The organism is Enterobacter asburiae, assembly GCF_007035645.1.
GTDB lineage: Bacteria > Pseudomonadota > Gammaproteobacteria > Enterobacterales > Enterobacteriaceae > Enterobacter > Enterobacter asburiae_B.
The window spans coordinates 2,481,070-2,506,568 of the sequence record NZ_AP019632.1 but is presented as its reverse complement, the minus strand read 5'-3'; the positions used below and the strand labels follow the sequence as shown (position 1 = coordinate 2,506,568).

At 57.1% G+C, this 25,499-nt stretch carries 23 protein-coding genes and 1 pseudogene; 10 read left to right on the top strand and 14 right to left on the bottom strand.

Annotation, left to right across the window (positions count from 1 at the left end; genetic code table 11):
- Positions 1–140: 140 nt before the first annotated feature.
- Complete coding sequence (ydgH, locus tag FOY96_RS11835) at positions 141–1,085, bottom strand: DUF1471 family protein YdgH (RefSeq protein ID WP_033145347.1); 945 nt, start codon at positions 1,083–1,085, stop codon at positions 141–143.
- A gap of 535 nt (positions 1,086–1,620) precedes the next feature.
- Between ydgH and pntA the strand changes: the two genes are divergently transcribed.
- Positions 1,621–3,150, top strand: coding sequence for a Re/Si-specific NAD(P)(+) transhydrogenase subunit alpha (pntA, locus tag FOY96_RS11830; RefSeq protein WP_023311474.1), 1,530 nt, complete (start codon positions 1,621–1,623; stop codon positions 3,148–3,150).
- Between the two features lie 10 nt (positions 3,151–3,160).
- The gene (gene pntB / locus FOY96_RS11825; RefSeq protein ID WP_024909329.1) at positions 3,161–4,549 is read left to right on the top strand and encodes a Re/Si-specific NAD(P)(+) transhydrogenase subunit beta; all 1,389 of its coding nucleotides are present in this window, start codon (positions 3,161–3,163) and stop codon (positions 4,547–4,549) included.
- 120 nt (positions 4,550–4,669) lie between these two features.
- Here the strand turns inward: pntB and uspE are convergent, their stop codons facing one another.
- From uspE to FOY96_RS11790, 7 genes and pseudogenes are all read right to left on the bottom strand, one after another.
- Positions 4,670–5,620 (bottom strand): universal stress protein UspE, encoded by a 951-nt coding sequence (gene uspE / locus FOY96_RS11820; RefSeq protein ID WP_023335478.1) that lies wholly within the window; start codon positions 5,618–5,620, stop codon positions 4,670–4,672.
- A 109-nt stretch (positions 5,621–5,729) separates the two neighbouring features.
- Positions 5,730–5,912: a hypothetical protein gene (locus FOY96_RS11815; protein WP_014883604.1), complete on the bottom strand. Its 183-nt coding sequence runs from the start codon at positions 5,910–5,912 to the stop codon at positions 5,730–5,732.
- 145 nt (positions 5,913–6,057) lie between these two features.
- Positions 6,058–6,810: a fumarate/nitrate reduction transcriptional regulator Fnr gene (fnr, locus tag FOY96_RS11810; RefSeq protein WP_006174991.1), complete on the bottom strand. Its 753-nt coding sequence runs from the start codon at positions 6,808–6,810 to the stop codon at positions 6,058–6,060.
- Positions 6,811–6,993: 183 nt separating this feature from the next.
- Positions 6,994–7,509, bottom strand: a complete 516-nt coding sequence (ogt, locus tag FOY96_RS11805; protein ID WP_045888966.1) for a methylated-DNA--[protein]-cysteine S-methyltransferase — start codon at positions 7,507–7,509, stop codon at positions 6,994–6,996.
- A gap of 10 nt (positions 7,510–7,519) precedes the next feature.
- Positions 7,520–9,046 carry a p-aminobenzoyl-glutamate transporter gene (abgT, locus tag FOY96_RS11800; protein ID WP_048980415.1) on the bottom strand — a complete coding sequence of 509 codons (1,527 nt, stop codon included), beginning with the start codon at positions 9,044–9,046 and terminating at the stop codon, positions 7,520–7,522.
- Between the two features lie 41 nt (positions 9,047–9,087).
- Positions 9,088–10,533, bottom strand: a pseudogene (locus FOY96_RS11795) (M20 family metallopeptidase).
- The gene (locus FOY96_RS11790) at positions 10,533–11,843 is read right to left on the bottom strand and encodes a M20 family metallo-hydrolase (protein ID WP_094935360.1); all 1,311 of its coding nucleotides are present in this window, start codon (positions 11,841–11,843) and stop codon (positions 10,533–10,535) included. Before FOY96_RS11790 ends, FOY96_RS11795 begins: the two are co-directional and overlap by 1 nt.
- 175 nt (positions 11,844–12,018) lie before the next feature.
- Between FOY96_RS11790 and FOY96_RS11785 the strand changes: the two genes are divergently transcribed.
- Both FOY96_RS11785 and smrA read left to right on the top strand, forming a co-directional pair.
- Entirely contained in the window at positions 12,019–12,930 is a 912-nt protein-coding gene (locus FOY96_RS11785) for a LysR family transcriptional regulator (protein ID WP_069302720.1), read from the top strand.
- Positions 12,931–13,285: 355 nt separating this feature from the next.
- Complete coding sequence (smrA, locus tag FOY96_RS11780) at positions 13,286–13,849, top strand: DNA endonuclease SmrA (RefSeq protein ID WP_094935359.1); 564 nt, start codon at positions 13,286–13,288, stop codon at positions 13,847–13,849.
- 27 nt (positions 13,850–13,876) lie between these two features.
- Here smrA and tcp read toward each other — a convergent pair whose 3' ends face one another.
- Complete coding sequence (gene tcp / locus FOY96_RS11775; protein WP_069302722.1) at positions 13,877–15,538, bottom strand: methyl-accepting chemotaxis citrate transducer; 1,662 nt, start codon at positions 15,536–15,538, stop codon at positions 13,877–13,879.
- Between the two features lie 144 nt (positions 15,539–15,682).
- Here tcp and FOY96_RS11770 point away from each other — a divergent pair, with 144 nt between their 5' ends.
- Positions 15,683–16,549 (top strand): aldo/keto reductase family oxidoreductase, encoded by an 867-nt coding sequence (locus FOY96_RS11770; RefSeq protein WP_094935358.1) that lies wholly within the window; start codon positions 15,683–15,685, stop codon positions 16,547–16,549.
- Positions 16,550–16,594: 45 nt separating this feature from the next.
- On the opposite strand, the gene FOY96_RS11765 is transcribed toward FOY96_RS11770, so the two are convergent.
- Entirely contained in the window at positions 16,595–16,795 is a 201-nt protein-coding gene (locus FOY96_RS11765) for a hypothetical protein (RefSeq protein WP_023311485.1), read from the bottom strand.
- A gap of 287 nt (positions 16,796–17,082) precedes the next feature.
- On the opposite strand from FOY96_RS11765, the gene umuD reads away from it, so the two are divergent.
- Together umuD and umuC are read left to right on the top strand one after the other, a co-directional pair.
- Positions 17,083–17,517: a translesion error-prone DNA polymerase V autoproteolytic subunit gene (umuD, locus tag FOY96_RS11760; RefSeq protein WP_029740280.1), complete on the top strand. Its 435-nt coding sequence runs from the start codon at positions 17,083–17,085 to the stop codon at positions 17,515–17,517.
- Positions 17,501–18,763 (top strand): translesion error-prone DNA polymerase V subunit UmuC, encoded by a 1,263-nt coding sequence (umuC, locus tag FOY96_RS11755; RefSeq protein WP_143347117.1) that lies wholly within the window; start codon positions 17,501–17,503, stop codon positions 18,761–18,763. Before umuD ends, umuC begins: the two co-directional genes overlap by 17 nt.
- Before the next feature lie 12 nt (positions 18,764–18,775).
- Here the strand turns inward: umuC and FOY96_RS11750 are convergent, their stop codons facing one another.
- A complete protein-coding gene (locus FOY96_RS11750) occupies positions 18,776–19,045 on the bottom strand; it encodes a hypothetical protein (RefSeq protein ID WP_033145359.1) in 270 nt (89 codons plus the stop codon).
- An 83-nt stretch (positions 19,046–19,128) separates the two neighbouring features.
- A complete protein-coding gene (locus FOY96_RS11745; protein ID WP_143347116.1) occupies positions 19,129–20,016 on the bottom strand; it encodes a LysR family transcriptional regulator in 888 nt (295 codons plus the stop codon).
- A 97-nt stretch (positions 20,017–20,113) separates the two neighbouring features.
- On the opposite strand from FOY96_RS11745, the gene FOY96_RS11740 reads away from it, so the two are divergent.
- A complete protein-coding gene (locus FOY96_RS11740; RefSeq protein WP_143347115.1) occupies positions 20,114–21,169 on the top strand; it encodes an SDR family oxidoreductase in 1,056 nt (351 codons plus the stop codon).
- Positions 21,170–21,208: 39 nt separating this feature from the next.
- On the opposite strand, the gene FOY96_RS11735 is transcribed toward FOY96_RS11740, so the two are convergent.
- Positions 21,209–22,189, bottom strand: coding sequence for an NAD(P)H-dependent flavin oxidoreductase (locus tag FOY96_RS11735; protein WP_143347113.1), 981 nt, complete (start codon positions 22,187–22,189; stop codon positions 21,209–21,211).
- Between the two features lie 135 nt (positions 22,190–22,324).
- Between FOY96_RS11735 and FOY96_RS11730 the strand changes: the two genes are divergently transcribed.
- Positions 22,325–23,209 carry a LysR family transcriptional regulator gene (locus tag FOY96_RS11730; protein ID WP_064672935.1) on the top strand — a complete coding sequence of 295 codons (885 nt, stop codon included), beginning with the start codon at positions 22,325–22,327 and terminating at the stop codon, positions 23,207–23,209.
- Here the strand turns inward: FOY96_RS11730 and FOY96_RS11725 are convergent.
- The gene (locus FOY96_RS11725; RefSeq protein WP_143347112.1) at positions 23,181–24,620 is read right to left on the bottom strand and encodes an aminotransferase-like domain-containing protein; all 1,440 of its coding nucleotides are present in this window, start codon (positions 24,618–24,620) and stop codon (positions 23,181–23,183) included. The two genes, FOY96_RS11730 and FOY96_RS11725, sit on opposite strands and share 29 nt — an antisense overlap.
- 96 nt (positions 24,621–24,716) lie before the next feature.
- Here FOY96_RS11725 and FOY96_RS11720 point away from each other — a divergent pair, with 96 nt between their 5' ends.
- Positions 24,717–25,484, top strand: a complete 768-nt coding sequence (locus FOY96_RS11720; RefSeq protein ID WP_143347111.1) for an arylamine N-acetyltransferase family protein — start codon at positions 24,717–24,719, stop codon at positions 25,482–25,484.
- Positions 25,485–25,499 lie beyond the last annotated feature (15 nt).

Genomic DNA, 25,499 nt, shown 5'->3' with positions numbered 1-25,499 from the left:
TCAGGCGCATAAAAATGGTGGATCACACTAAGGCGCGGGATTTTACGGAGTGTAACGAATGCATGCAATGACGTGAGGCAGAAATTCAAAAAAAGTAACAAAAAAAGGCGGCATTGCGCCGCCTTTCGTAAACGATGTTGTTACTTGTACAGATCGGCGCTGATGGTCACGTTGTTACCACGTTCCTGCCACTGGCGGGTGATGTGGTAGTACTTCGCCCCTTTCTTCGCCGCACGCTTCGCGACCTGGTAAGAGACTTCCGTCATGTTGCCGTAGTTGCCGGTAAACTTGATGCTGTCGAACGGCACCATCTGCGCTGCAGTGGCGTTGTTCAGCTCTTCAATTTTGGTACCGTCAGGCAGCGTAACGGAGTAACGGCCACCTTTCGTGGACTGCGTTTCGAAGAAACGTCCCACTTCAGCGCTTGGGGCAGCCGTCGTTGCTACGCCTGGAATTTCAACTTTCTTCGCTGCTTCGCCGCCTTTCGCTATCGCCGCGCGACCTGCTTCTGAATTCGCCGGGATGGCATCCGGGCTCTGCAGAACACGTTTTTTCGCATCTTTTTTATAGATGAACGCGGTAATACGCTGGTTGCCACCCTGGTTAGCATCGACCTGACGCACGATGAAGAAAGAGTAGGCCCCTTTCTCTTTCGCGGCTTTGGTGATGGCATCGTTCACTTCAGGCTGGCTGCGATAGAAGCCCTGAACGGTGACGGTGTCGTATGGTTCCAGCTCAATCGCCTGATCTTTCGGCAGTTCAACAACACCGTTGATCACGCGGTTTTTCGGTGCGTCAGCTTTTGGCGCATTGTCTTTGAACAGCGCGATGGTCACGCGCAGGTTACCGCTGTTGCCGTAATCGGACTGGTCAACGACATAAAACGAGGCCGCCCCGTTTTTATCAGCGGCTTTTGATGCAGCGGCGACAGCGTCGCCAATAGAATTATAACGACCCACAATGACCGTATGGTCAAAAGGTTTTAACGCTGCCGCTTGCTCCGGCGTTAACTCTGTTGCGGCATTCGCAGACAGGGCGGTCGCGGAAAGAAGTGCGGACGCCAGGAGTGTGTTCTTAAGCTTCATAAAAATGATCCTTCGCCTTGCGCAAACCATGTACTGGTATTGTTGTTAATTTGAGACGGTCCCGATTATTGCATTTAAAACCCGTCGCTGTCTGCGCCATTTTTCACTGCCTGTGCTTACTGAATCACCGAATTCGATAACATTTAGTGATATGTTGAAAAAACACGCGTTTGACAAGTAAAACTGATAAAGCATATGACTTTTACAAGTTAATTTAATGTTAATAAGTTGTTCTGTCATGGCGCTATATCATGTTTTTACCGCTTCGCTTGCGCGATTTATCGGTTCTGGCAGTGAATTTAAGGTAAATATCACTGTCAGTGACGCCGATCGCTTATTTTTCACAGATAAAGTAAGAAATAGTGTTTTCTGGCGGTAGATCACGGGCGCTATTTTCAGTAGGTTATAGACAGTTTGTTACTGTTTTATTTTCCGGGGTTAATCATCTCTCGTCGCTCGCGCGATGGCGAAAATTGATACAAACCGCGGGCATTTATCGATAAACCATCATCAAAAACCGATGGAAGGGAAAACTATGCGTATTGGGGTACCAAAAGAACGGTTAGCCAATGAAACCCGCGTAGCGGCAACACCGAAAACGGTGGAGCAACTGCTTAAACTGGGTTTTACGGTCGCGGTTGAAAGCGGCGCGGGCAAACTGGCGAGTTTCGATGACGAGGCCTTTATCCAGGCTGGCGCGGAAGTGGTCGACGGTGCTGACGTCTGGCAGTCGCCGGTGATTCTGAAGGTCAACGCACCGGAAGAGAGTGAGATTGCGTTGCTGAATCCGGGAACAACCCTGGTGAGCTTCATCTGGCCTGCGCAAAACCCGGAGCTGATGGAGAAGCTGGCGGCCCGCGGCGTGACCGTGATGGCAATGGACTCCGTGCCGCGCATTTCGCGCGCGCAGTCGCTGGATGCCTTAAGCTCCATGGCAAACATTGCCGGCTACCGCGCCATTGTTGAAGCGGCCCACGAGTTTGGTCGCTTCTTTACCGGTCAAATCACCGCCGCGGGTAAAGTCCCTCCGGCGAAAGTGATGGTGATTGGCGCAGGCGTGGCGGGCCTTGCCGCAATCGGTGCGGCAAACAGCCTGGGCGCTATCGTACGCGCTTTTGACACCCGTCCTGAAGTAAAGGAACAGGTCCAGAGTATGGGCGCCGAATTCCTTGAGCTGGACTTCAAGGAAGAAGCAGGCAGCGGCGATGGTTACGCGAAGGTAATGTCCGAAGCCTTCATCAAAGCCGAAATGGAACTCTTCGCCGCTCAGGCGAAAGATGTCGACATTATTGTCACCACCGCGCTTATCCCGGGTAAACCGGCGCCGAAGCTGATCACCCGTGAGATGGTTGACTCCATGAAGCCGGGCAGCGTGATTGTCGACCTGGCCGCCCAAAACGGCGGTAACTGTGAATATACCGTTCCAAATCAGGTAACCACGACCGCTAACGGCGTGAAGGTGATCGGCTATACCGATCTGCCGGGCCGTCTGCCAACGCAGTCTTCTCAGCTCTACGGCACTAACCTCGTTAACCTGCTGAAGCTGCTTTGCAAAGAGAAAGACGGCAACGTCACGGTTGATTTCGACGATGTGGTGGTGCGCGGCGTCACGGTGGTCCGTGAAGGTGAAATTACCTGGCCTGCGCCGCCTATTCAGGTTTCTGCTCAGCCTCAGGCGGCAACGAAAGCGGCACCTGAGCCAAAAGAACCCGCCAAACCCGCTTCTCCATGGCGCAAATACGCGATCATGGCGCTGGTGATTATTCTGTTCGGCTGGCTGGCTGACGTTGCGCCAAAAGAGTTCCTCGGCCACTTTACCGTCTTCGCGCTCTCCTGCGTCGTGGGCTACTACGTGGTGTGGAACGTCTCCCATGCGCTGCATACGCCGCTGATGTCGGTAACCAACGCCATCTCCGGGATCATCGTGGTGGGGGCGTTACTGCAGATTGGTCACGGCGGCTGGATCAGCTTCCTGAGCTTTATCGCGGTGCTGATCGCCAGTATCAATATTTTCGGTGGTTTCACCGTGACTCAGCGCATGCTGAAAATGTTTCGTAAAGGCTAAGGGGTAGCATATGTCTGGAGGATTAGTGACAGCTGCATATATTGTTGCTGCAATCCTGTTTATTTTCAGTCTGGCGGGGCTTTCCAAACACGAAACGTCTCAGCAGGGTAATAACTTTGGTATCGCCGGGATGGCGATTGCGCTGATTGCCACCATCTTCGGGCCGGATACCGGCAACGTGGCGTGGATCCTGGTGGCGATGATCATCGGCGGCGCGATTGGTATTCGCCTGGCAAAACGCGTTGAAATGACCGAGATGCCGGAGCTGGTTGCTATCCTGCACAGCTTCGTGGGTCTGGCGGCGGTGCTGGTGGGCTTCAACAGCTACCTGTATCACGAGCCGGGTCTGGAACCGATTCTGGTGAACATCCACCTGACGGAAGTGTTCCTCGGTATCTTCATCGGTGCGGTGACCTTCACCGGCTCTATTGTGGCGTTCGGCAAGCTGCGCGGGAAGATCTCCTCTAAACCGCTGATGCTGCCAAACCGTCATAAGCTGAACCTCGCGGCGCTGGTTGTGTCGTTTGTTCTGCTGGTGGTCTTCGTGCGTACCGAAAGCGTGGGCCTGCAGGTACTGGCGTTGCTGGTAATGACCATCATCGCGCTGGCGTTTGGCTGGCACCTGGTGGCATCCATCGGCGGTGCGGATATGCCGGTGGTTGTCTCGATGCTGAACTCCTACTCCGGTTGGGCGGCAGCGGCGGCAGGCTTTATGCTGAGCAACGACCTGCTTATCGTCACCGGTGCGCTGGTGGGTTCTTCCGGTGCGATCCTGTCTTACATCATGTGTAAGGCGATGAACCGCTCGTTCATCAGCGTTATCGCCGGTGGTTTCGGGACCGATGGGTCTTCTTCCAGTGCGGATGAAGAAGTGGGTGAGCACCGCGAAATTTCTGCGGAAGATACCGCAGACATGCTGAAAAACTCGCACTCCGTGATCATCACTCCGGGCTACGGCATGGCGGTGGCGCAGGCGCAGTATCCGGTTGCGGAAATCACCGAGAAGCTGCGCGCGCGGGGCATCAAGGTTCGCTTTGGTATTCACCCGGTGGCAGGGCGTCTGCCTGGCCATATGAACGTGCTGCTGGCGGAAGCGAAAGTGCCTTACGACATCGTGCTGGAAATGGATGAGATCAACGATGATTTCGCCGACACTGATACCGTGCTGGTCATTGGTGCCAACGATACCGTTAACCCTGCTGCACAGGACGACCCGGGTAGCCCAATCGCCGGTATGCCTGTTCTGGAAGTGTGGAAGGCGCAGAACGTGATCGTCTTCAAACGCTCCATGAATACCGGCTATGCCGGGGTTCAGAACCCGCTGTTCTTCAAAGAGAACACCCACATGCTGTTCGGCGATGCTAAAGCCAGCGTGGATGCGATTCTGAAATCACTGTAAGTTGCGTTGAAACGAAAAAACCGCCGAATTCGGCGGTTTTTTTATTGCCGGGTGGCGCTGACGCTTACCCGGCCTACGGTTTTGTAGGCCCGGCAAGCCTGCGCCGCCGGGCGTCAGGCGTTAATCGTCTTCCGGATCGTCCAGCTCAACCGGCGTCTGATACTCATCCGGCTTAATGACCAGCAGGTCGCAGCGCAGATGGTCGATCACCTGTTCGGCGGTATTGCCGAGGAACGCGGCAGAAATACCGGTCCGGCCAATGGTGCCCAGCACCACAATCCCCGCCTGCAGGTGTTCCGCCAGGTCCGGGATCACCTCTTCAGGCAGCCCTTTTTCCACGTGAGTCATTTTCTCATCGATGCTGAATTTCTGGCGCAGCGCTTTCATGGCCAGCAGATGCTGACCGCGGATCGCGTCGTTGTACACGCTCGGGTCAAATTCAGGGAGCTCAATAGCAATGTTAATCGGGGTGACCGGATAGGCGCCAACCAGATGCACTTCGGTATGATTCACCTGATCGGCAAGCTGGATGGTCTCCTTCACCAGCTTCTCGTTCAGCGAATTGTGGTAATCCTCTTCGCTCGCGAGGTTTACCGCCACAACGGCTTTCCCGCCTTCAGGCCACGGCTGGTCTTTCACCATCCAGACCGGGCAAGGGCATTTGCGCAGCAAGTGCCAGTCGGTCGGGGTGAAAATCACGGACTCCAGCTTGTCGTGCTGGTGCGCCATCTTCAGCAGCAGGTCGTGCCCACCGGCGACAATTTCCTGGATGATGGCTTCGAAAGGTCGGTTATGCCAGACCACTTTAATATCAATGGGCACGCCCGCTTCCAGGTAATACTTCGCCTGTTCACGGATCCACGCGGTACGCTGGCTGATGACGCCCTGACGCATAGCGGTGCGCTCGTCAGGCGACAGAAGGGTGGTCATCTCATACGAGAAGTCATAGATCGGCAAAAACGCTTTGATTTTGCCACCAATCCGTTGATGTAAATACACAGCACGTCGTAATGCCGGCTGATCGTCCTGATTCGGATCGATAGCTACCAGCATGTTTTGATACTTGGCCATACAGGTCTCCTTACTACTGTCACCACAGTCTGTAATTAAAAGAGTAACCTATATATCCTGAATGAAACAGAGGGGAGGTTTTGCCAGATCAATAATTCATGAAAATTTATCAGAGGAAAAGTACCGTCGTCGTCACCGCGATAAACGCAATAAACAGCAGCACCATCACCGCTATCGCAAAGGTCGTGGAGTCCTGGACGTAGGTTTTTTCCTCCCCCTTCATCGGGCCGACAAGCATGATCCAGATGAAGATAAAGGTCACAGAGGCAATCACGACTGAAACGAAAAACAAACTTTCTCTCAATTCATAACCTCAACGAGAACCTTTCGGGCGCTGTGTGGGGACGTGCTACGGTGAAAATTTCTTGAAACGGAAGTGATTACACCAGACCAATAAATCACAAGAATTTATGGTCTGGTCATCAACATGCGGAGAGTTACGCCACGTTGCGGGCGTGCCCGGCAAGAACGGCAAGCGCTTCACCGTTTTCGATAGTGATGTATTTACCTTTAACGGCCAGCATCCCGCTTTTCTGGAAACGGCCCAGCAGACGGCTGATGGTTTCTACGGTCAGACCCAGGTAGTTGCCGATATCGCCACGCGTCATCGTCAGACGGAATTCACGCGGCGAGAAGCCACGCTCGGCGAAGCGGCGGGAGAGGTTGTAGATAAACGCGGCCAGGCGCTCTTCTGCGTTCTTTTTAGAAAGCAGCAGAATCATGTCCTGATCGCCTTTGATCTCACCGCTCATCAGACGCATCATCTGCTGACGCAGGTTAGGCATCTTACCGGACAGATCGTCCAGGGTTTCAAACGGGATTTCGCAAACCATTGAGGTTTCAAGTGCCTGAGCAAAGCTCGGGTGATGGCCCGTGCCGATGGCATCAAAGCCCACCAGGTCGCCCGCCAGATGGAAGCCGGTGATCTGCTCATCACCCTGTTCGGTGATGGTGTAGCTTTTGATGGTGCCAGAACGGATAGCATAGAGCGATTTCAGTTCGTCTCCCGCTTTAAACAGCGTCTGCCCTTTCTGAATAGGCTTTTTGCGCTCGATGATATTATCAAGCTGATCGAGTTCATGCTCATTCAGGGTAAACGGGATACAGAGCTGGCTGATGCTGCAATCCTGGCAATGGATAGCACAACCGCCAGACTGAATGCGTCGTATAATTCGCTTTTCCGGGATCATAGGTTTGCTCAAGCCTTAATTGATATTGGTCAATTTTAACATCTTTTTGGTAAGTACGTAAGCCTGACAAACCCTCAATAAGGACAAGAGACGGCAACGTGTCGCCATCTTCTTGAAATTCCACAGCTTGATTATGGATTTTTAGCCTAACCGGTAGAAAATTAAGCACAAAAAGCCTGGGAGCTAGAGCAGGAGATACCCTTCGTGACGCAGTAACCACTCTTTGCGCTGCACGCCGCCGGCATAGCCTGTCATGGTACCGTTGCGGCCAATGACGCGATGGCAGGGCACCACGATGCTGACCGGGTTAGAGCCGTTAGCGGCCCCCACCGCGCGTGCGGCCCCCGCGCGGCCTAGCTGTTCCGCGAGCTGGCCGTAATGCATCACCTGCCCGCACGGAATCGACCGCAGCGCCTGCCACACCTCGCGCTGAAAAGGCGTGCCTGCCGTGGCGGTCGGCAGAGTATCGATGATGCTGAGATCGCCTTCGAAGTAGGCGGCAAGCTTGTCGCTCAGCCCGCCCGGGTTGGTGGCGCGGATACGTTCATACCCCTGCGCGCGGTAGTGAACATTGAGCAGTTCTTCCATCCGGTCGCTGTGCTCTTCCCATTCGACGGCGCGCAGGCAGAACTGCTCGTCCGCGATCACCCACAGCGGCCCGAGCGGCGTCGCAATCTTATCTTCGAGTAATCTCAGCATCCTCATTCCTTTAGTTCAGCCTCGGGTAAATCCCCGGCCCAATCGGCAGGCCGACAAGATACCATGCGACCAGCATCACCAGCCATACCCCTAAAAAGATAAGCGGGTAGGGTAAAACCAGCGAATAGTAGGTACCCAGTTTGGCCTCGGGTTTATAGCGCTGCAGGAAGCCTAAAAACAGCGGGACAAACGGCGAAACCGGCGCCAGCGGTATCACCGAGGAGTCCGCGATGCGGAACAAGATCTGCGCGAAAGCCGGGTGGAACCCCAGCATCATAAACATCGGCACGAAGATCGGGGCCAGAATCGACCAGATGGCGGAGCCGCTGGCGATAAACATGCACAGCAGGGATGACAGCAGCGCCAGGCCGACAAACGCCGGAACGCCGCTTAGCCCGGCCGCCTCCAGCGCGTCGGTCAGGCCCACGGCCATAAACTTGCCCATGTTGCTCCAGTTAAACATCGCCACAAACTGCGCCAGCGGGAACACCATCACGATAAAGCCCGCCATCTCCTTCATCGGCTCGATCATCAGCTGCGGCAGATCGCCCTGACGGCGGATCTTACCGGTCGCGATACCGTAGGCGAGCGAAACGACAAAGAAGAAGAGGATAATCAGCGGCACGATGCCCTGAATAAACGGCGACGGCAGAACGGTATGCTTAACCGGATCGCGCAAGATGCCGTTTTCCGGCACCACCATCAGCGCCACCAGCGCGATGAAGGCCAGCGAGACAACGCCCGCCACGCGCAGGCCGAAGCGCTGCTCTTTGCTTAGGGTTTCCAGCTTTTCATCGCTACGGCCTTCCCATTTACCCAGCCGCGGCTCGATGATTTTATCGGTAATCAGCCCGCCGACAATCGTCAGGACAATCACTGAGCTGGCCATAAAGTACCAGTTGTCGATCACGCTGACGTGCATTGCCGTATCAATGGTCTTCGCCGCCTCCGTGCTGATGCCAGAGAGCAGCACGTCGGTGGTGACGATCAGCAGGTTAGCGGTAAATCCGCAGCCCACGCCCGCAATCGCCGACAGCAGGCCTGCCACGGGATGACGCCCGACGGCGAGGAAAATCAGCGCGCCCATCGGCGGCATGATCACCAGCGCGGCGTCGGAGGAGATATGGCTGAAGAAGGCGATAAACAGCACCATATAGCTGGCGTAACGCGCGCTGACGTGGGAAGCCATCTTCACCATTAATGCGGGCAGCAAGCCCACGCGTTCAGCCAGCCCGGCGCCCAGCACCAGCGCCAGAATGGCGCCCAGCGGGGCGAAGCCGCTGAAGTTCTTAATCACGTTGGGTAAAAACCAGTGCAGCCCGTCAACGCTGAGCAGGTTTTTCACCGCCACCAGGCTGCCGTCGGCCGGGCTGCGCACGCTCACGTCAAAGGCGGAGAGCACGGCGGTGGCGACCATTAAAATCACAATCAGATAGATAAACAGCAGGAAAGGGTGCGGCACTTTATTGCCGATCCTTTCAACCCAGCCATAGAGCTTACCGGATGGGGAATGCGAAGGTATGGATGACATACTCATGGGCGTTCCTCGGGAGTGTTGTGTTGTTGTGTTGTGTTTTTTTATTTTAAAGGTGACGGTGTCACGCCCTGTGGGATCGGACACACGTACGGTTTTTCTTGTATTTGTTGTTCGAACTCTTCACGGCATTTTTTCAGCAGCGCCGCGTCCTGCAGCAGATTGAGCGCGGTTGCGCCCATCACTTTTCCGGCCAGCAGCATGCCTTTGTGGGCAATGGAGGTACGGCCCTGCGCCACCAGCTGCCAGGTGTGCAGCGGCGTGCCGACGGTAAAGCAAGGGCTGAAGCACTGGGCGACCGGCATTTTCCAGCTGACGTCGCCCACGTCGGTTGAACCCGCCAGCACGTTGTCGGTGATGGCATAGGGCGCGACTTCATCCACCAGCAGCGTCTCCTGATGGCGCCGGGCAAAGGCTTTACCCGCGTCACCGCCCGTCGCGGCAATATTTTTCAGGCTGTTTTGCAGATCGTTGGGCGTCAGGGTGGCGCGGATCTCGCGGGCGAAGGCGCGTTCCTCCTCCGTCCAGAGCGGCGTGCCGTAGTGCTGCAACGCGCGATACATCGCCGCTTCAAGCGTGCGGTTCGGCAGGTAGCTGGAGCAGGCTTTATCAAAGCGGCACTCGACGGTGGTTTCGGTCATCATCGCCGCGCCCTAGGCGATTTTTTCGATGCGTTCGTAGATCTGCTGCGCATCGGCCATCTCCGGGGCGCGGATCAGGTACAGCACCTCCGCCTGCGCCTGCACCACGTTGGGCGAAATCCCGCCGGTGTCGGTGATGGCGTAATGGACGCGCGCTTTCTCAATGATGTGTTCGTTGAGGAAGTTTGTGCCGGTGGTCATCAGCGTCACGGCGTCAAGCGCGCTGCGTCCCAGATGGGGGGAGTTGGCCGCGTGTGCCGCCACGCCGTGAAAACGCCAGGCGGCCTGAATATTCGCCAGCGTGCTGACGTTAAACATCCCGGCGAAGGCTTCCGGATGCCAGGTGACGGCGGCATCGACGTCATCAAACAGGCCTTCGCGCACCATAAAGGTTTTCCCGGAGCCACCTTCCTCGCCGGGACAGCCATAAAAACGCACCGTTCCGCTGCCGCCGTGCTGCTCCAGCCAGCTTTTCACCGCCACCGCGCCCGCAAGCGCCGCGGTGCCTAAGAGGTTATGCCCGCAGCCGTGGCCGTTGGCTCCCGGCGTGGCGGATTGCGCCGTCGCGCAGTGCGCCTGCTGGCTTAGCCCGGCCAGCGCGTCGTATTCGCCCAGCAGGGCGATGACCGGTTTCCCGCTGCCGAAGCTGGCGATAAAGGCATTTGGAATACCGCCGGCCTCGCGCGTCAGCGTGAAGCCCTCGGCCTCAAGCTCGCTGGCGAGCCGCTCGGCGGACCAGAACTCTTCAAAGCGGGTTTCAGGACGATCCCAGATCGCGTCGGCAATATCGGTTAACGTCCGACATCGCGTGTCGATCGCATCGGCAATAAAAGCGTAGTTCTCCTGCATTACACACCTCGCGTCCACGGGAAATTGAGCGCAGTTCGCGCCAGCGTTTCAATGGCAATCGCCATGACCTGCTCATCGAAGTCGAATTTTTCGTTGTGATGTCCGGCGCTCAAATCCGTGCCGAACACCATATAGGACGCCATGCCGCCGTTCTCCTGCACGCGGGCCATCATCAGCGTGGCGTCTTCGGAACCCGCTGGCGCTTTCACCTTGTCGATGGCGTGAATAACCCCGGAAACCTGGCTCGCCTGTTCGCGCAGGTAATCCACCCACGCCGGTGTCGGCGCGCTGGACGTCGCGGCCCCCATCAGGCGCATCTCAGCGCGCACGCCGTAGAGCGCCGCTGCGCCGGTAATGACCGCCTGCGCGCGTTCAAAGACGTACTGATTAATCGCTTCGCTTTCACCGCGGGTTTCAACCTTTATCAGAGCATTCGCGGGCACCACGTTGCGTCCGCTGCCCGCCTGCATCACCCCGACGTTCACCCGGGAGGCGCCGTCGCTGTGCGGGGCGATGCTGTGCAGGGCGAGGGCGGCCTGCGCGGCGGCGAGCAGGGCGTTACGTCCGTCCTCCGGCTTACCGCCCGCGTGTGCGGCAACGCCGGTAAAGTTCACGTCGAACTTGGTGGTGGCCATAAAGTTATCGCTGCCGCAAATCACCGTTCCGGCAGGGACGCCGGTACCAATATGGATGGCCGTAAAATAGTCCACGTCGTCCAGCGCCCCGGCGGCAACCATGGCGCGCGCCCCGCGGGTGCCTTCTTCGGCTGGCTGGAAGATCAGCTTGATGGTGCCGTTGAGCTGTGCGTCATTCTGCTTAAGCACCTGCGCCAGCCCCAGACCAATAGCGGTGTGGCCGTCGTGCGCGCAGGCGTGCATCATGCCCGCGTTGCAGGAGGCAAACCCGTCGCGGAACGGGCGATGGCTTTCATCCAGCGCTTCGCTTAAGTCAAGGGCATCCATGTCGACGCGAAACGCCAGGGTCGGTCCAGGGCGGCCGGTATTGAGGGTCGCCACAATGCCGGTAAACCCGCCTTCAAACGGCGCCAGCCATTTCTCAGGCGCGCCCTGCGCCCGCGCGCGGGCAAACTCTTGCGCCAGGGTAGCGGCATCGGGCAGCCCCATCCGGCTTTCGGCATCGACGACGTCGCGGCCCATCGCCAGTTCGTAGCCCAGCGAGTCGAGGATTTCCGCGACTTTCGCGGCCGTTCGAAACTCTACCCAGCCGGATTCCGCAAAATGGTGAAAATCGCGACGCCATGCGCTCAGCTGCGGGGATAGTGTCTGGATGTACTGCGCCAGTGTGTCCATATCTGTTCCTGTCATCATTAAAATATGTGAACTGCTTCACGCTGTGATAGTTTTTACTTATCACTAACCGATTTTTCACAGTTTTAACCGTTCAGGAATTACCCTCGCACATCCCTTTCCATTAAAGTAGATGACAGTTTCTTTACTCTGATAAACAACGGTTATCGGTCGGGCTATGACATTCCAGATTAAATTTCATCAAATCCGGGCGTTTGTTGAGGTAGCGCGTCAGGGCAGCATTCGCGGTGCCAGCAGGACGCTGAATCTTTCCCAGCCGGCGCTGACCAAATCCATCAAAGAGCTGGAGGAGGGCATGGCGGCGCAGCTTTTCGTGCGCAGGAGTAAGGGCGTCGCGTTGACCGAATGCGGTGAGGGTTTTTACCAGCGTGCCAGGTTGATTCTGGAAGAGCTGCGCGCGGCGCAGGATGACATCCGTCAGCGGCAGGGTGAGCTGGCCGGGCAGATCAACATCGGGATGGGGGCCAGCGTTTCACGCACGCTGATGCCCGCCGTTATCACCCGCTTTCATGCGCAGCATCCGCAGGTCAAGGTGCGGATTATGGAAGGGCAGCTGGTATCGATGATCAATGAATTACGCCAGGGCGAGCTGGACTTCACCATCAACACCTATTATCAGGGACCTTACGACCAGGAATTTACGTTTGAAAAGCTCTTCGAAAAACCGTTTGCGGTATTTTGTCGGGAGGGGCATCCGGCAATGGGGGCAACGTCAATTAATGAGCTCCTGCATTATAACTGGACAATGCCGACGCCGCGGGGAAGTTATTATAAGCAATTAGAGGAGGTATTTAGTCATCGTTCGCAAATACCGCGAATTGGTGTGGTTTGCGAAACATTTTCTTCCTGTATTAGCCTGGTCGCGCAAAGTGATTTTTTAAGCATATTGCCGCAGGAGCTAGGCTGTGACCCGCTGCTGGCACACCGTCTGGTCATGCTGCCGGTTGTCGAATCGCTTCCTAAAGCAACCTATTATTTAATTCAGCGCCGTGATTCACGTCAGACGCCCCTTGCTGAGTCATTAATTACGCAGTTCAGAAGGGAAGCGAGAAAAATAATCGTCGCGTGAAATGCAGATTAAAAAAAACAGGATCTGCCCGACATCAGACAGACCCTATAGTACACACAGCAGTGCGTCCTTTCGCCAATCCTGGGTATTATTTCCATGAGGCAGGTATATTTAGGTATAACACCTTTTCTGAAAAATGAAAGGCGGGCGAGTGATTGATTTCACGAAATTTTAACATAAATCACGTATTTTACCTTTGCTGAAATTTTAGTTAAGTCTGATTTAAATCTATTTAATAATTACTATATATATTCATCAGGTTAATATTATTACCGCGCATTGCCCCGTAACGGTGATTGAGGCCGGTCTCTGGCGCAGGTATAGTACAGCCCTCGGATGTAGCCGGAGGATGTCCATGAACCCTGACGACAAATCATTTTTTCTTGACGCCATGGAAGATGTCCAGCCCCTGAAGCGCTGCGCGGATATTCACTGGCAGCCCAGCCGCAATACGCGGACGCGCGAGGAGGTGGATAGCGAACAGCTGGATAACTTCCTGACGCTGGATTTTCTTGACATGCTTCCCCTGGAAGAACCGCTGGCGTTCCAGCGCGAAGGGGTACAGCAGGGCGTTATCGATAAGCTGCGCTCGGGGAAATATGCCCGCCAGGCCAGCTTAAACCTCCTGCGCCAGCCCGCCGAACGCTGCCGTCAGATGCTCTATTCTTTTATTCGCCAGGCCGGACGCGACGGGTTACGCAATCTGATTATCATTCACGGGAAAGGGCGCGAGCAGAACTCGCATCCCAATGTGGTGCGCAGCTATCTGGCGCGCTGGTTAACCGAGTTCGAGGAAGTGCAGGCCTTCTGCGCGGCGCTGCCGCATCACGGCGGCAGCGGGGCATGTTATGTTTCACTGCGAAAATCGGATGAGGCAAAACGGGAAAACTGGGAGCGGCACGCCAAGCGCAGCCGCTAGCGGGCGATCTCCTCGCCCGCCGGTGACTCAGAACGTTTCCCAGTTGCTGTCGGTGGAGGCGGTTGTCGTTGCCGGGCGCAGCAGCTGTGGCGTTTTCAGACTGGCCGGGCGCGGGGCGACCGCTTTTTCTTTGCCGTTCAGGCGAAACGCGGCTACCGCCTGGCGCAGCTGCTCGGACTGATCTTCCAGTGCCGCAGCCGCCGTGGCGGACTCCTGCACCAGCGCGGCGTTTTGCTGCGTCACGCTGTCCATCTGCGAAACGGCCAGGCTCACCTGCTCAATACCGCGGCTCTGCTCGTCAGAGGCTGATGAAATCTCACCCATGATATCGGTCACGCGGGTGACGGCGGCGACAATTTCCTTCATGGTGGTGCCAGCCTCGCTAACCTGCTCAGAACCGGTATTCACCCGGCTGACGGAGTTCTCGATAAGCCCTTTGATCTCTTTCGCCGCCTGCGCGCTGCGGCTCGCCAGCGTACGGACTTCACCTGCAACAACCGCAAAACCACGGCCCTGTTCCCCGGCGCGTGCTGCTTCCACCGCGGCGTTAAGCGCCAGAATGTTGGTCTGGAACGCGATGCTGTCGATCACGCCGGTAATATGCGCAATTTGCTGCGAACTGTCGGCGATTTCGTTCATGGTGCGAACCACGTTATCCACGACGTGACCGCCGCGCGCGGCCGTTTCAGAGGCGTTTTTCGCCAGCAGCGTGGCCTGACGGGCGTTATCGGAGTTCTGCTTAACCGTCGCGGTCAGCTCTTCCATGCTGGCGGCGGTCTCTTCGAGCGAGGCGGCCTGCTGCTCGGTGCGGGCGGAAAGATCGTTGCTTCCTGCGGCAATTTCGCCTGCGCCGGTGTAGATGGAATCCGTACTTCCCCGTACGGCGCTGACGGTGGTCACCAGCGACTGCTGCATCTCATGCAGGCCCGCGGCCAGCTGGCCCATCTCATTGCGACCGGAGATAGCGATCTCCTGCGTCAGGTCACCCCCTGCAATGGCGCGAATATGGTTCATAATGGAGTGGAGGGGTTTTAACAGCAGGTGTTGTAAACCCTGCCAGATGACCACCAGAACCGCGATAACGGCCAGCAGAATCGCCGCCAGCGTCCACTGCATCTGCGTGAAGCTGCTCTGGTTCTCTTCGGTTGCGGCCTTCAGCAGGGTGTTGTTTTCGGCGCGCCAGCGGTTATAAACCGCCTCCATCTCGTCCTGCGCCTGCTGGGCGTCCAGATCGCCATAGGCCTGATAGTTGTCGGCACGCAGATACTCAATCGATAGGCGCATCACTTCGTGCATCTGGTTCCAGGACTTCTGCATCTCGTCGGTTAATGCCGCCTCCTGGCCGTTAACCTGCGGCAGCTTCTGCCACTCTTTGTTATAGGTTTCGGCTTTTGCCAGCGAGTCGGCTGCGGTGCCAAGCAGTTTATTGATCGCCGCAAGGGAAGCCGGATCGCGCTGGTTTTTCAGGTAGCGGATCGCCACCCGGGTGACGGTGACGCGCGTTTTCACCAGCGTGTTCACGCTGTCGCTCAGGCTTTCCTGCTGGGCATTGAGCACGCCGGAATTCTGGAAGTTATGGCGATCGTTGCTGACGGCAGAGTAGAACAACCCTCCCGTGACAACTTGCAACAGACAGAATATGGTGAGGGCAAAGATAATACCGGTAATCACGTGCAAATTTTTCAGCATAGCGGTCGTCCGTTAGAAAGGATGCAGAGGTACACCAATACTATCGTCGTATAGAATTTAAACTTTAATTTAACTCGCGCTTAACTAAGGGCTCCGGTGAGGAACCTGTTGTAAATCCGGATCATTTTTATGAGGAAGGTTAACATGAGCAGCATTGATAAAAGCGGGACGTACGCGCTCGGGACGCGGACGGTAAAACGACTGGGCTACGGTGCGATGCAGCTCGCCGGGCCGGGCGTCTTTGGTCCACCGAAGGATAAGCAGGCCGCGCTGGACGTGCTGCGCGAAGCGGCGGCGGCGGGGGTGAACCACATTGATACCAGTGATTTTTATGGTCCTCATGTCACTAACCAGCTGATCCGCGAGGCGCTTCACCCTTATCGGGACGATCTAACGCTCGTCACCAAGATTGGCGCCCGTCGCAACGACAAAGGTGCCTGGCTACCGGCCTTTTCCGCGCAGGAACTGACCCAGGCGGTGCATGACAACCTGCGTAATCTGCAGCTGGACGTGCTGGACGTGGTGAATCTCAGAATCATGTTTAGCGCGCACGGGCCGGCGGAAGGGTCAATTGCTGAACCGCTCTCCACCCTGGCCGAATTACAGCAGCAGGGGCTGGTGCGTCATATTGGCCTGAGCAACGTCACGGCCACCCAGGTTGCGGAAGCCCAGAAAATGGTTCCGGTGGTGTGCGTGCAGAACATGTACAACATTGTGAACCGGGGTGACGACGCGCTGGTGGATCTGCTGGCGCAGCAGGGGATCGCGTATGTGCCGTTCTTCCCATTGGGAGGCTTTACGCCACTGCAATCTTCCGGGCTGAAGGCCGTCGCGGATTCACTGGGCGCCACGCCAATGCAGGTTGCGCTGGCATGGCTGCTGCAGCGTTCCCCGAATATTCTGCTGATCCCAGGCACCTCTTCCGTAGCGCATCTGCGGCAAAACCTCGCGGCGGGGGAGCTGCGTTTGCCGCCTGAAGCACTGGAAACGCTGAATTCGCTGAGGGATTAAAAGTGACACGCGCAAAGCCTGGAGGGTGCTTCCGGCTTTGCGCGCTTAGGCTCCTGTCTGACTTTTCTGCCTGTGAAGCGCTAACGCTTCCGCCACAATCTCCTGCTTGCTCTTACGCGTCTCAAAGGCGGTGGTTCTGATGTACTCCATCAGATCGGGATCGATGCGGGCGCTCAGCATCCTGAGATCGGCCTCCTTTGCCAGACCGCGTGCAACACGCTTGTCTGGATAGTCACGGGCTGGCATTGAAAATATTCTCCAGTAAGTCTTGTTAATTCGTGCCGTAAAATATGCTTTTATCTGACTTAAAAGTCAACATGTAGTTATTGCATAGTGATGTTATTTTTTATAAGTCATAAACTAGATGACTTTTATATGACTTGTGCTGTCAGGCCTGTTAACGGCGGGCAACGTTGCTAAATTAAAACCGCTCAAACTTCAACGCGTTTGGGTTCGCCTTTGGAAATGACCTTGATCCTTGTCCATAATCCGTAATACTGTATTTATATACAGTACCTGGCGAGAAAGGCATTATGGACACTCTCTTTTCTTATCACCCAAAACAAGACATTGAATTACCTTTGTTTTTAGAACGCGTTGCCTGTGGTTTCCCCAGCCCGGCGCAGGATTATGTGGAGGATCGTCTCGATCTTAACCGGCTGGCAGTCAGACACCCCAGTGCGACCTATTTTATCAAGGTGAGTGGAGACTCCATGATTGGGGCGGGGATCGGCGACGGCGATCTGCTGGTGGTCGATCGTTCGTTAAATGCCGAACACGGGGATATCGTCGTGGCGTCGGTCGCCGGTGAGTTTACGGTGAAAGAGCTACAGACCCGTCCGGTTCTGAGACTTCTGCCGCATAATGCCCGCTATCAGCCGATTACCTTTCAGTCTGAAGAGGAGCTGCAGATCTTCGGCGTCGTCACCCACACGCTCAAAACGCATAAACATGTTCGCGCTGGTTGATGTGAATAGCTTTTACGCCTCCTGCGAGCGGGTCTTCCGCCCCGATCTGCAGGGGAAACCCATCGTGGTGGTGTCCAATAACGACGGCTGCATCATTTCGCTGTCGCGGGAGGCAAAGCAGTTCGGCATAAAAATGGGTGAGCCGTATTTTAAATTCAAAGAAAAGCTATATCCGTCAAAAGTTTACGTCTTTAGCTCGAACTATGCGCTGTATGCCGATCTCAGCAGTCGGGTCATGCAGACGCTGACCGATCTCGCCCCGGCAATAGAGATTTACTCCATCGATGAAGCGTTCGTGAACGTTTCAGGGGTCAGCCACTGCCTGTCGCTGGAAGCGTTCGGTCACCAGATGCGCACAGAGGTCTTTAAAAATACGGGCCTAACCGTTGGCGTCGGTATTGCCCCGACCAAAACCCTTGCAAAGCTGGCCAACTATGCGGCGAAACGCTGGGCCAGCACGGGCGGCGTGGTCGATCTCTCAGGCCGCGAGCGGCAGCGTAAGCTGCTGGAAAAGGTTCCGGTAGAGGAGGTGTGGGGCGTAGGGCGGCGCATCACGAAAAAGCTCAACGCTATGGGCATTACCACGGCGCTGGAGCTGGCGGAAGCGTCGTCCTGGGTCATCCGCAAACATTTCAACGTGGTACTGGAGCGGACGGCCCGCGAGCTGCGCGGTGAGCCCTGTCTTGATCTGGAGGAGTTCACCCCCACCAAGCAGCAAATCATCTGTAGCCGTTCGTTTGGACACCGTATTACCCAATATGAAGAGATGCACCAGGCCATTTGCGCCTACGCGGAACGCGCTGCGGAAAAACTGCGCGGCGAGCATCAATACTGTTGTTTTATCAGCGTGTTTGTGCGCACCAGCCCGCACGCGGATAACGAAATTTATTACGGCAATCAGGCTTCCGTCACCCTGATGACGCCTACCAATGACTCACGGGATATCATCCGCGCCGCCACGGAGGCGCTGGGGCGTATATGGCTCGACGGCTATCGCTATATGAAAGCCGGGGTCATGCTTGCGGACTTTTTCAGCAGCGGCGTCGCCCAGCTTAACTTGTTTGACGATAATCGCCTGCGCGCCAACAGCGCGGCGCTGATGGAAACGATCGACAGCCTGAATCATTCCGGCAAAGGGAAGATATGGTTTGCCGGGCAGGGTATTGAGAAATCCTGGGCGATGAAGCGTGAGATGCTGTCACCGGCCTATACGACGCGGTACGCCGATTTGCCGGTGGCGAAGTAGAAGATGGTTGCGTTATTTCTTTTGCGTCAACCAGGTTGCCGCAGCCGTCAGCACGCCAATCCACGGCATTTGGCCCGCTCCGGCCAGGAAGTTATGGCGATCGATCTCGTTATTTTTACGGATATCGGCAAGGCGGGTAAGCGCCTCTTTTTCATCCGCGGCGCCAATCTCCTCAAACTGTTTTTCAAACCCCTGAGCGATGAGCTGAGCGGCCGCATCGGTGTTTGCGCTCTCGATCGCAATGAGGTTCGGGCCTTTTTGGAAAAAACGGTAATCCGGCATAAGTGCTCCAGAAAGAGGAGGATACGGTAAAAACACTCTATTCCTGGCGGTTAAAAAATGCACGTCATTTACGGCGGAAACAATCAATTTTTCTTGAGTATTTCAGGCAGTAACTGCTCGATTACGCTGACGACCTTTCTGACGCGCTGTGGAATAAAGCGGGCGTCAGGGTAGACGGCATAGAGGAAGCGATCGGGTAACCGCCAGTCGGGCAGCACCGGTACCAGCGTGCCCGCCTGCAGCGCCCTGTCCACGAGCGGTCGCTGCATGCCGCCGATACCCATGCCGGATTCCAGCGCCTGCAGCAGCGCGTCGCTGGTGTTGGCTCGGAAAACAGTATTCACGTTGATCTCGACCGTTTCCTCGTCGGACATCAGGCGCAGGGGGGCATCCAGCGGAATACCGCTGAACCGTACGTGTGGCAGCGTCGCCAGCTCGCTGACGGCGTGTACCACCTGAAAACCGGGAGCGGCAAACAGCGCGGCTTCAATACGCGCCAGCACGCGAGCCGCGTGCGCCTGCGGAGGCTCACTGCCCAGCCGTATCGCGACATCCACGCCCTCCGTCACCAGATCGGCAAGGCGGTCATCCAGGGAAAGCATCAGCTGCAGTTCGGGATGCAGGTGCTGCAGCGCCAGCAGATGCGGCAAAAAAATCTGCCCCAGGCCGCTCGGCAACTGGACATGGACGCGTCCCTGAACGCGATGGTCGGCAGGATGTAAACGCCTCTCCGCTTCCCCCATGGCGTCCAGCACAAGCTGCATATCACGCCGGTAACGTTCACCCTGTTCGGTCAGCTTCATCGTACGCGTCGTACGGTGCAGCAGCACCACGCCAAGCTCATCCTCAAGCGCCGCGATCTGTTGACTGACGGCGGACTGCTTAATGCCGGTCTGACGGGCGGCCGCTGAAAACGAGCCCGCTTCAGCGACGCGTAGAAAGGTAGAAATGGCGGTGAGCTTATTATTCATTTAATGATTCTGCTTATAAGTGCCATCGGTTTCAGGGGATATCTCCAGAAAAAATAATAGATCACACTGCGTCTGTCACCCTTTGCGGAGAAACACCATGAATAAGATGCAGCAGCACAACGTCGCCCTGGTCGCGGGGGCCAGCGGCATTGTCGGCAGACAGCTGGTCAACACGCTCCTGCACCATCAGTGGGAAGTGATCGGCCTCAGTCGCCGCGAGGTAACCCATCCGGACGGCATTCCCATGGTGAACGTTGATTTACTGGATGCGCAGGACACCGCAAGGGCGCTGCACGCCCTGAACGGTATTACCCACATCTTTTACAGCGCCTGGGCGAACGCGGCGAACTGGACGGACATGGTTGAGCCGAACGTCACCATGCTGCGCAATCTGGTCAGCACCCTCGAAAAAACGGCACCTTTGCAGACGGTCAGCCTGATGCAGGGGTACAAAGTCTATGGTGCGCATCTGGGGCCGTTTAAAACCCCGGCGCGGGAAAGCGATCCCGGCGTGCCGGGTGCCGAATTTAACGCCGCGCAGCTCGCGTGGCTCAGCCAGTTTCAGCGGGGGAAAGACTGGCACTGGAATGCCATCAGGCCGGGCGTGGTGGGGAGCCCGGTACCGGGCAATGCCATGAACCTTGCGCTGAGCATCGCCCTGTACGCCTCCCTGTGCAGGGCGCAGGGTTTACCGCTGCGCTTCCCCGGTTCGGAACAGGCCTGGCACAGCATCGTCGACCATACCGACGCCGGGCTGCTGGCCGAGGCCACGGTGTGGGCCGCCGCGTCACCTGCGGCACAGAATCAGGCGTTCAACGTGAACAATGGCGATATCTGGCGCTGGAGCGAGCTGTGGCCGCGCATCGCACGCTGGTTTGAACTGGACTCTGCGCCGCCGGTGAGTCTGTCATTTCATCAGCTGTTTAACGACTATCGCGGCGTATGGCGCGAGCTTGCCGAAGAACGGCTGGCGGAAGCGGATATTTTGCAGCTGAGCGACGGGCATTTTGCCGATTTTGTCTTTGGCTGGAATTACGACATGTTTGGTGACGGGAGCAAGCTGCGCAGGGCGGGCTTCACGCAAATGCAGGCGACCGATGAGATGTTTTTCAGCCTGTTCGCGCAGCTGAGAGCCGCGCGGATTATTCCCTGATGAGCCGGGCGTCCTGGGGCAGGCCAGGACGCTGGGTGCTTACTCAACCGTTAACGCATTCACAACCTCGGCCACGCTTTTCACGCTGCGGATGTTCCCAATCCCCGTGCCGAGCGCGATATAGCCTTCATCGGTATTATCTTCCAGCATGCCCAGGCGCAGGCCCCGTAATCCTCCCATCGCCTTGCCCAGCGCGTCGTTGCTTGCGCCAGCTTTATCCATCGCCGCCAGTTTTTCCGCCAGCCTGCCGGGAAGAGCGCGGTAGTAATGGGGCACGGTGCGGAAAAGCAGTAAATCGAGACCGTTGGCGGCAACGATTTTCTCTTTGACCCCCTGCGGCACGCGGCTTTCTTCCGTGCTGATAAACACTGAACCGGCAAACACGCCTTCCGCGCCCAATGCATGCGCCGCTCTGGCGGTGCGACTGTCGGTAATGCCGCCCGCGGCCATTACCGGGATGTGCTTCACGGCATCGGCAATCAGCGGCACGATGGAAAAGGTGCCAAGCACCGTTGCGGGTAACGTCCCGCCCTCATCAAAACCGGTGGCGACGATAATGTCAGCCCCCATTTCTTCTGCGAGGCGGGTGTTCTCAGGCGTTGGGTTGATATCGCGGTAGATAATGGCGATACCCGCCTCTTTTAACTCGCGGAACAGCGCGGGAATAATGCTGCCTTCCCCGTAGCCCGTATACACCACGGCCCTGACGCCTTCGTCTTTCACCACCTGAAGAATAGGCCCTGTCCAGACGTCATTAACGGCCGTGGGGATCAGGTTCACGCCAAAGGGTTTTTCGGTCAGCCGTTTGGTTTTACGAATTTCTTCGCGCATTTTTTCGGCGGTCTCTTCCGGCGTGGAGACCGCGGTGTCGGCGGTTAAACCGGCATTGGGCCCCAGCACGCCGAGCCCTCCGGCATTGCTGACCGCTGCGACCAAGCGGGCATCGGTGAGCCAGGATAACGGCCCCTGAATAACAGGTTTTTCGATGCCCAGGATCTGACAAATACGGTTATTTTTCATAGCAGACTCTCCCTCACGTTTGAATGGGGAAGAGTGTAGGGCGGAGGATTGTTAGGAAAAATAGCCAAAAAGATTCATCACTGTTATAAAATTAATAACAATTATATTATTCTGCTCGCGGCAAAAGCATTCCTTATGCAAATAAACCTCTTTGAATCTATTCGAATTTTTATTGAAATTGTTGAGTCAGGCAGTCTTAGCCAGGCGGCGGAGAATCTGCAGATCCATCGTCCGGCAGTCACCAAAGCGTTACAGCTTCTGGAGCAGCACAGCGGCACCCGGCTACTGCAGCGCACAACGCGTCGGATTAGCCTGACCCCGGATGGGGAAGCCTTTTATCGCCGGAGTAAACCCCTGCTGGCGCAGGCGGACGAATTACTGGAGTCGTTTGGTACGGACCGGGCAATACACGGCCAGCTGCGTGTGGATATGCCGGTCTCTTTTGCCACGCTGCGGGTGATACCTAATCTGCCTGATTTTTATCGTCAGCATCCTGAGATCGACATCATTCTGAGCAGCTCTGACCGCCGTCGGGATATGCTGCGGGATGGCCTGGACTGCGTGCTGCGGGTGGGAGAGCTGGACGACGGCGAGTATATCGCGCGTAAAATCGGGAACATCAAAATCACGACCTGCGCCAGCCCGGCCTGGCTGGCAAAGCACGGTACGCCAGAAACGCCGGATGATTTACGCGAACATCAGGCCATCAACTGGATTAATAACCGCAGCAGACAAATTCATCCGTGGACGTTTACCACGCCGGAAGGCATCGCGGAAATTACCCTGCCCGGTAAGCTTGTCGTGGATAACTCCGAAGCTTACATCGCGGCAGGTCTGGCCGGACTGGGGTTAATGCAGGGGATGAATCTCTTTCTCCAGCCTTACATTGACCGCGGTCTTCTGGTTGAAGTCCTGCCGGACTATCGCTCGCCGGACCGCAAGCTGTCACTGCTCTATCCACACCGCCACCTCTCCCGCAAGGTGCGGGTCTTTACCGAGTGGCTGGAGAGTCTGGTGTGAAAGCGGCCAGCTCGTGACACAGCGCGCCAATCTGTTCTACGGCGTTCAGCAGGCGGGGCGTGGGTTCGTTTGCGCAGTTCAGCCGCAGAAAGTGCGTTAACTCTGCGGCAGGTGAAAACAGAGGGCCAGGGCTGACGCCAATACCCAGCGCCAGCGCGCGACGGTGCACCTCCAGCGCGTTGACCCGCTGAGGCAGTTCAACCCACAGCAGGAAACCGGCAGCGGGCACGTTAACGCGCGTACCGGGCGGAAAGCTCGCCTTGACCTGCGCCACGACGGCGCGAACGCCCTCTGCGATCCGGCGCTTCAGCCGCCGCAGATGGCGATCGTAGTCGCCGCTCGCCAGAACCTCGCTCGTCGCCGCTTCCAGCAGCGGGGCGCCAGCCCATTCTCCGGCCATGCGGGCCTGTAAGACCTGCGGGGAGTAGCGTCCGGCGGCGATCCAGCCGATTCGCCATCCGGGCGCAAGCGTTTTGGACAGGGAACTGCAGTAAATCACATTCCCGCTCTGGTCGAACGCCTTGCAGGCCGGAGGGCGTTGCCCCTCGCCGACCAGGTCACCGTAAACATCGTCCTCAATTAAAGGAATTTCAGCCTCTTCAAGCAGGGCAACCAGTTCCTGCTTGCGCGCGACGGGCATGCTGGCACCCAAAGGATTTTGCACCGTGGGCGAGGCCAGAACGGCCGCGGGGCGGTGGCAGCGAATGGCGTCCGCCAGCGGTTCCAGCAGCAGGCCTTCCACAGGGTCGGTGGAGATCGCTAACGCCTTCAGGCCTAAATCCTCCAGCAGCAGGAGCGTGCCAAAGTAGGCGGGCTGCTCAATCGCCACGACGTCACCCGGCTGGCACACGGCCCGAAGGGCCAGGCGCAGCGCCTGCGTCGCGCCTGCGGTAATAATGAGATCGTCCGCGCCGAACCGGGCTCCCCACTGGGCAGAGCGCGCGGCAATCTTGCTTCGCAAATCCCGCCTTCCCGGAGGCAGGCTGTAGCTCTGTCCATGCGCGTCCAGACGACGGCCCGCAGAGTGCAACGCCCGCTGCAGGGCATCTCCCGGCAGCCACGCGGGATCGGGCAGGGCGGCGCCCAGCGGGATCAGCCGGGCTTCTGCACTGCTGAACAGCGACCGGGCCACGGCGGACATTGTGACGGGGACCGGGCCCGGCGTGGAACGCGCGGGCTGGCTGGTCTGGCGGATGTAATAGCCTGAACGCGGGCGCGCAACGATCAGCCCTTCAGCCTCAAGGCAGCGAAGGGCCTCCAGCGCCGTCGGAAGGCTAACGCGCTCGCGTTCGGCCAGTTTGCGCGCGGAGATCATCCTGTCACCGGCGCGCAGCGCGCCGGACGTAATGGTAAGACGCAGCATATCCGCAATACGGCGATAGTGAGGAGCGGACTGGGACGGGGCAGACATGGGTAACTGTTCAGGCTAATTTTCGATAAAACTGACTATACAGCCAATGATGCGCGCCATCTATAGTGTCCGGCATGTTCAGGACAAGGAGGCATTATGCACAGCGATAACTTCAACATTTCCACCTATTTCAAACGCATAAACTACACCGGACCGGCGGGTGCCGATACGGCCACCCTGCATGCGCTGATGCGTCATCAGCTCTTTTCCGTTCCCTTTGAAAATCTGGACGTGCAGGCGGGCAAAGTTGTCTCGCTGGCGCCAGACGATATCGCCGATAAGGTGTTAACGCAGGGGCGCGGCGGCTACTGCTATGAGGTAAACGGGCTTTTTGCCATGGCGCTGGCGGCGTTAGGGATCCCTTACCGCTTCGTGGCGGCGCGCCCGATGTTCTACCCCGCGCGGCGGCCGAAAACCCACATGGCGATCGTCGCTGAGGTAGATAGCCGACAGTGGCTTTGCGACCTCGGGTTCGGCAGCTACGGCATTCGTGCGCCGATGGCGCTGGACACGCTTGATGTGGATATCACGCAGGATTTCGACACGTTTCGGCTAAGCCGCGGCGCGGAGGGTGAGTATCTGCTTGAGGCGAAGGTTGAGGGTGAATGGGCCCGGCAGTACGGCTTTGATCTCACCCCTCAGGAATGGATTGACTTCGTTCCGGCCAACTACCTTAACTCCACGCACCCGGATGCCATCTTTGTGCAGAAGCGGGTAGTGGTGCAGCACAGCCCGGAGGGACGCCAGATTTTACTGGGCGATATGCTGAAAACCATCACGGCGAACGGCACTGAAACGCGGCAGCTGGCGGAGGATGAAATCCGCCATGTCCTGAAAGACCTTTTTGGGCTGACCGCCGCGTAATCTGCCGGGAAACGA

Excerpts from the sequence above, each read along its gene's own strand:
- ydgH (WP_033145347.1), bottom strand. The coding sequence starts at position 1,085 with ATGAAGCTTAAGAACACACTCCTGGCGTCCGCACTTCTTTCCGCGACC.
- pntA (WP_023311474.1), top strand. The coding sequence starts at position 1,621 with ATGCGTATTGGGGTACCAAAAGAACGGTTAGCCAATGAAACCCGCGTA.
- pntB (WP_024909329.1), top strand. The coding sequence starts at position 3,161 with ATGTCTGGAGGATTAGTGACAGCTGCATATATTGTTGCTGCAATCCTG.
- uspE (WP_023335478.1), bottom strand. The coding sequence starts at position 5,620 with ATGGCCAAGTATCAAAACATGCTGGTAGCTATCGATCCGAATCAGGAC.
- fnr (WP_006174991.1), bottom strand. The coding sequence starts at position 6,810 with ATGATCCCGGAAAAGCGAATTATACGACGCATTCAGTCTGGCGGTTGT.
- ogt (WP_045888966.1), bottom strand. The coding sequence starts at position 7,509 with ATGCTGAGATTACTCGAAGATAAGATTGCGACGCCGCTCGGGCCGCTG.
- abgT (WP_048980415.1), bottom strand. The coding sequence starts at position 9,046 with ATGAGTATGTCATCCATACCTTCGCATTCCCCATCCGGTAAGCTCTAT.
- FOY96_RS11790 (WP_094935360.1), bottom strand. The coding sequence starts at position 11,843 with ATGGACACACTGGCGCAGTACATCCAGACACTATCCCCGCAGCTGAGC.
- FOY96_RS11785 (WP_069302720.1), top strand. The coding sequence starts at position 12,019 with ATGACATTCCAGATTAAATTTCATCAAATCCGGGCGTTTGTTGAGGTA.
- smrA (WP_094935359.1), top strand. The coding sequence starts at position 13,286 with ATGAACCCTGACGACAAATCATTTTTTCTTGACGCCATGGAAGATGTC.
- tcp (WP_069302722.1), bottom strand. The coding sequence starts at position 15,538 with ATGCTGAAAAATTTGCACGTGATTACCGGTATTATCTTTGCCCTCACC.
- FOY96_RS11770 (WP_094935358.1), top strand. The coding sequence starts at position 15,683 with ATGAGCAGCATTGATAAAAGCGGGACGTACGCGCTCGGGACGCGGACG.
- FOY96_RS11765 (WP_023311485.1), bottom strand. The coding sequence starts at position 16,795 with ATGCCAGCCCGTGACTATCCAGACAAGCGTGTTGCACGCGGTCTGGCA.
- umuD (WP_029740280.1), top strand. The coding sequence starts at position 17,083 with ATGGACACTCTCTTTTCTTATCACCCAAAACAAGACATTGAATTACCT.
- umuC (WP_143347117.1), top strand. The coding sequence starts at position 17,501 with ATGTTCGCGCTGGTTGATGTGAATAGCTTTTACGCCTCCTGCGAGCGG.
- FOY96_RS11750 (WP_033145359.1), bottom strand. The coding sequence starts at position 19,045 with ATGCCGGATTACCGTTTTTTCCAAAAAGGCCCGAACCTCATTGCGATC.
- FOY96_RS11745 (WP_143347116.1), bottom strand. The coding sequence starts at position 20,016 with ATGAATAATAAGCTCACCGCCATTTCTACCTTTCTACGCGTCGCTGAA.
- FOY96_RS11740 (WP_143347115.1), top strand. The coding sequence starts at position 20,114 with ATGAATAAGATGCAGCAGCACAACGTCGCCCTGGTCGCGGGGGCCAGC.
- FOY96_RS11735 (WP_143347113.1), bottom strand. The coding sequence starts at position 22,189 with ATGAAAAATAACCGTATTTGTCAGATCCTGGGCATCGAAAAACCTGTT.
- FOY96_RS11730 (WP_064672935.1), top strand. The coding sequence starts at position 22,325 with ATGCAAATAAACCTCTTTGAATCTATTCGAATTTTTATTGAAATTGTT.
- FOY96_RS11725 (WP_143347112.1), bottom strand. The coding sequence starts at position 24,620 with ATGTCTGCCCCGTCCCAGTCCGCTCCTCACTATCGCCGTATTGCGGAT.
- FOY96_RS11720 (WP_143347111.1), top strand. The coding sequence starts at position 24,717 with ATGCACAGCGATAACTTCAACATTTCCACCTATTTCAAACGCATAAAC.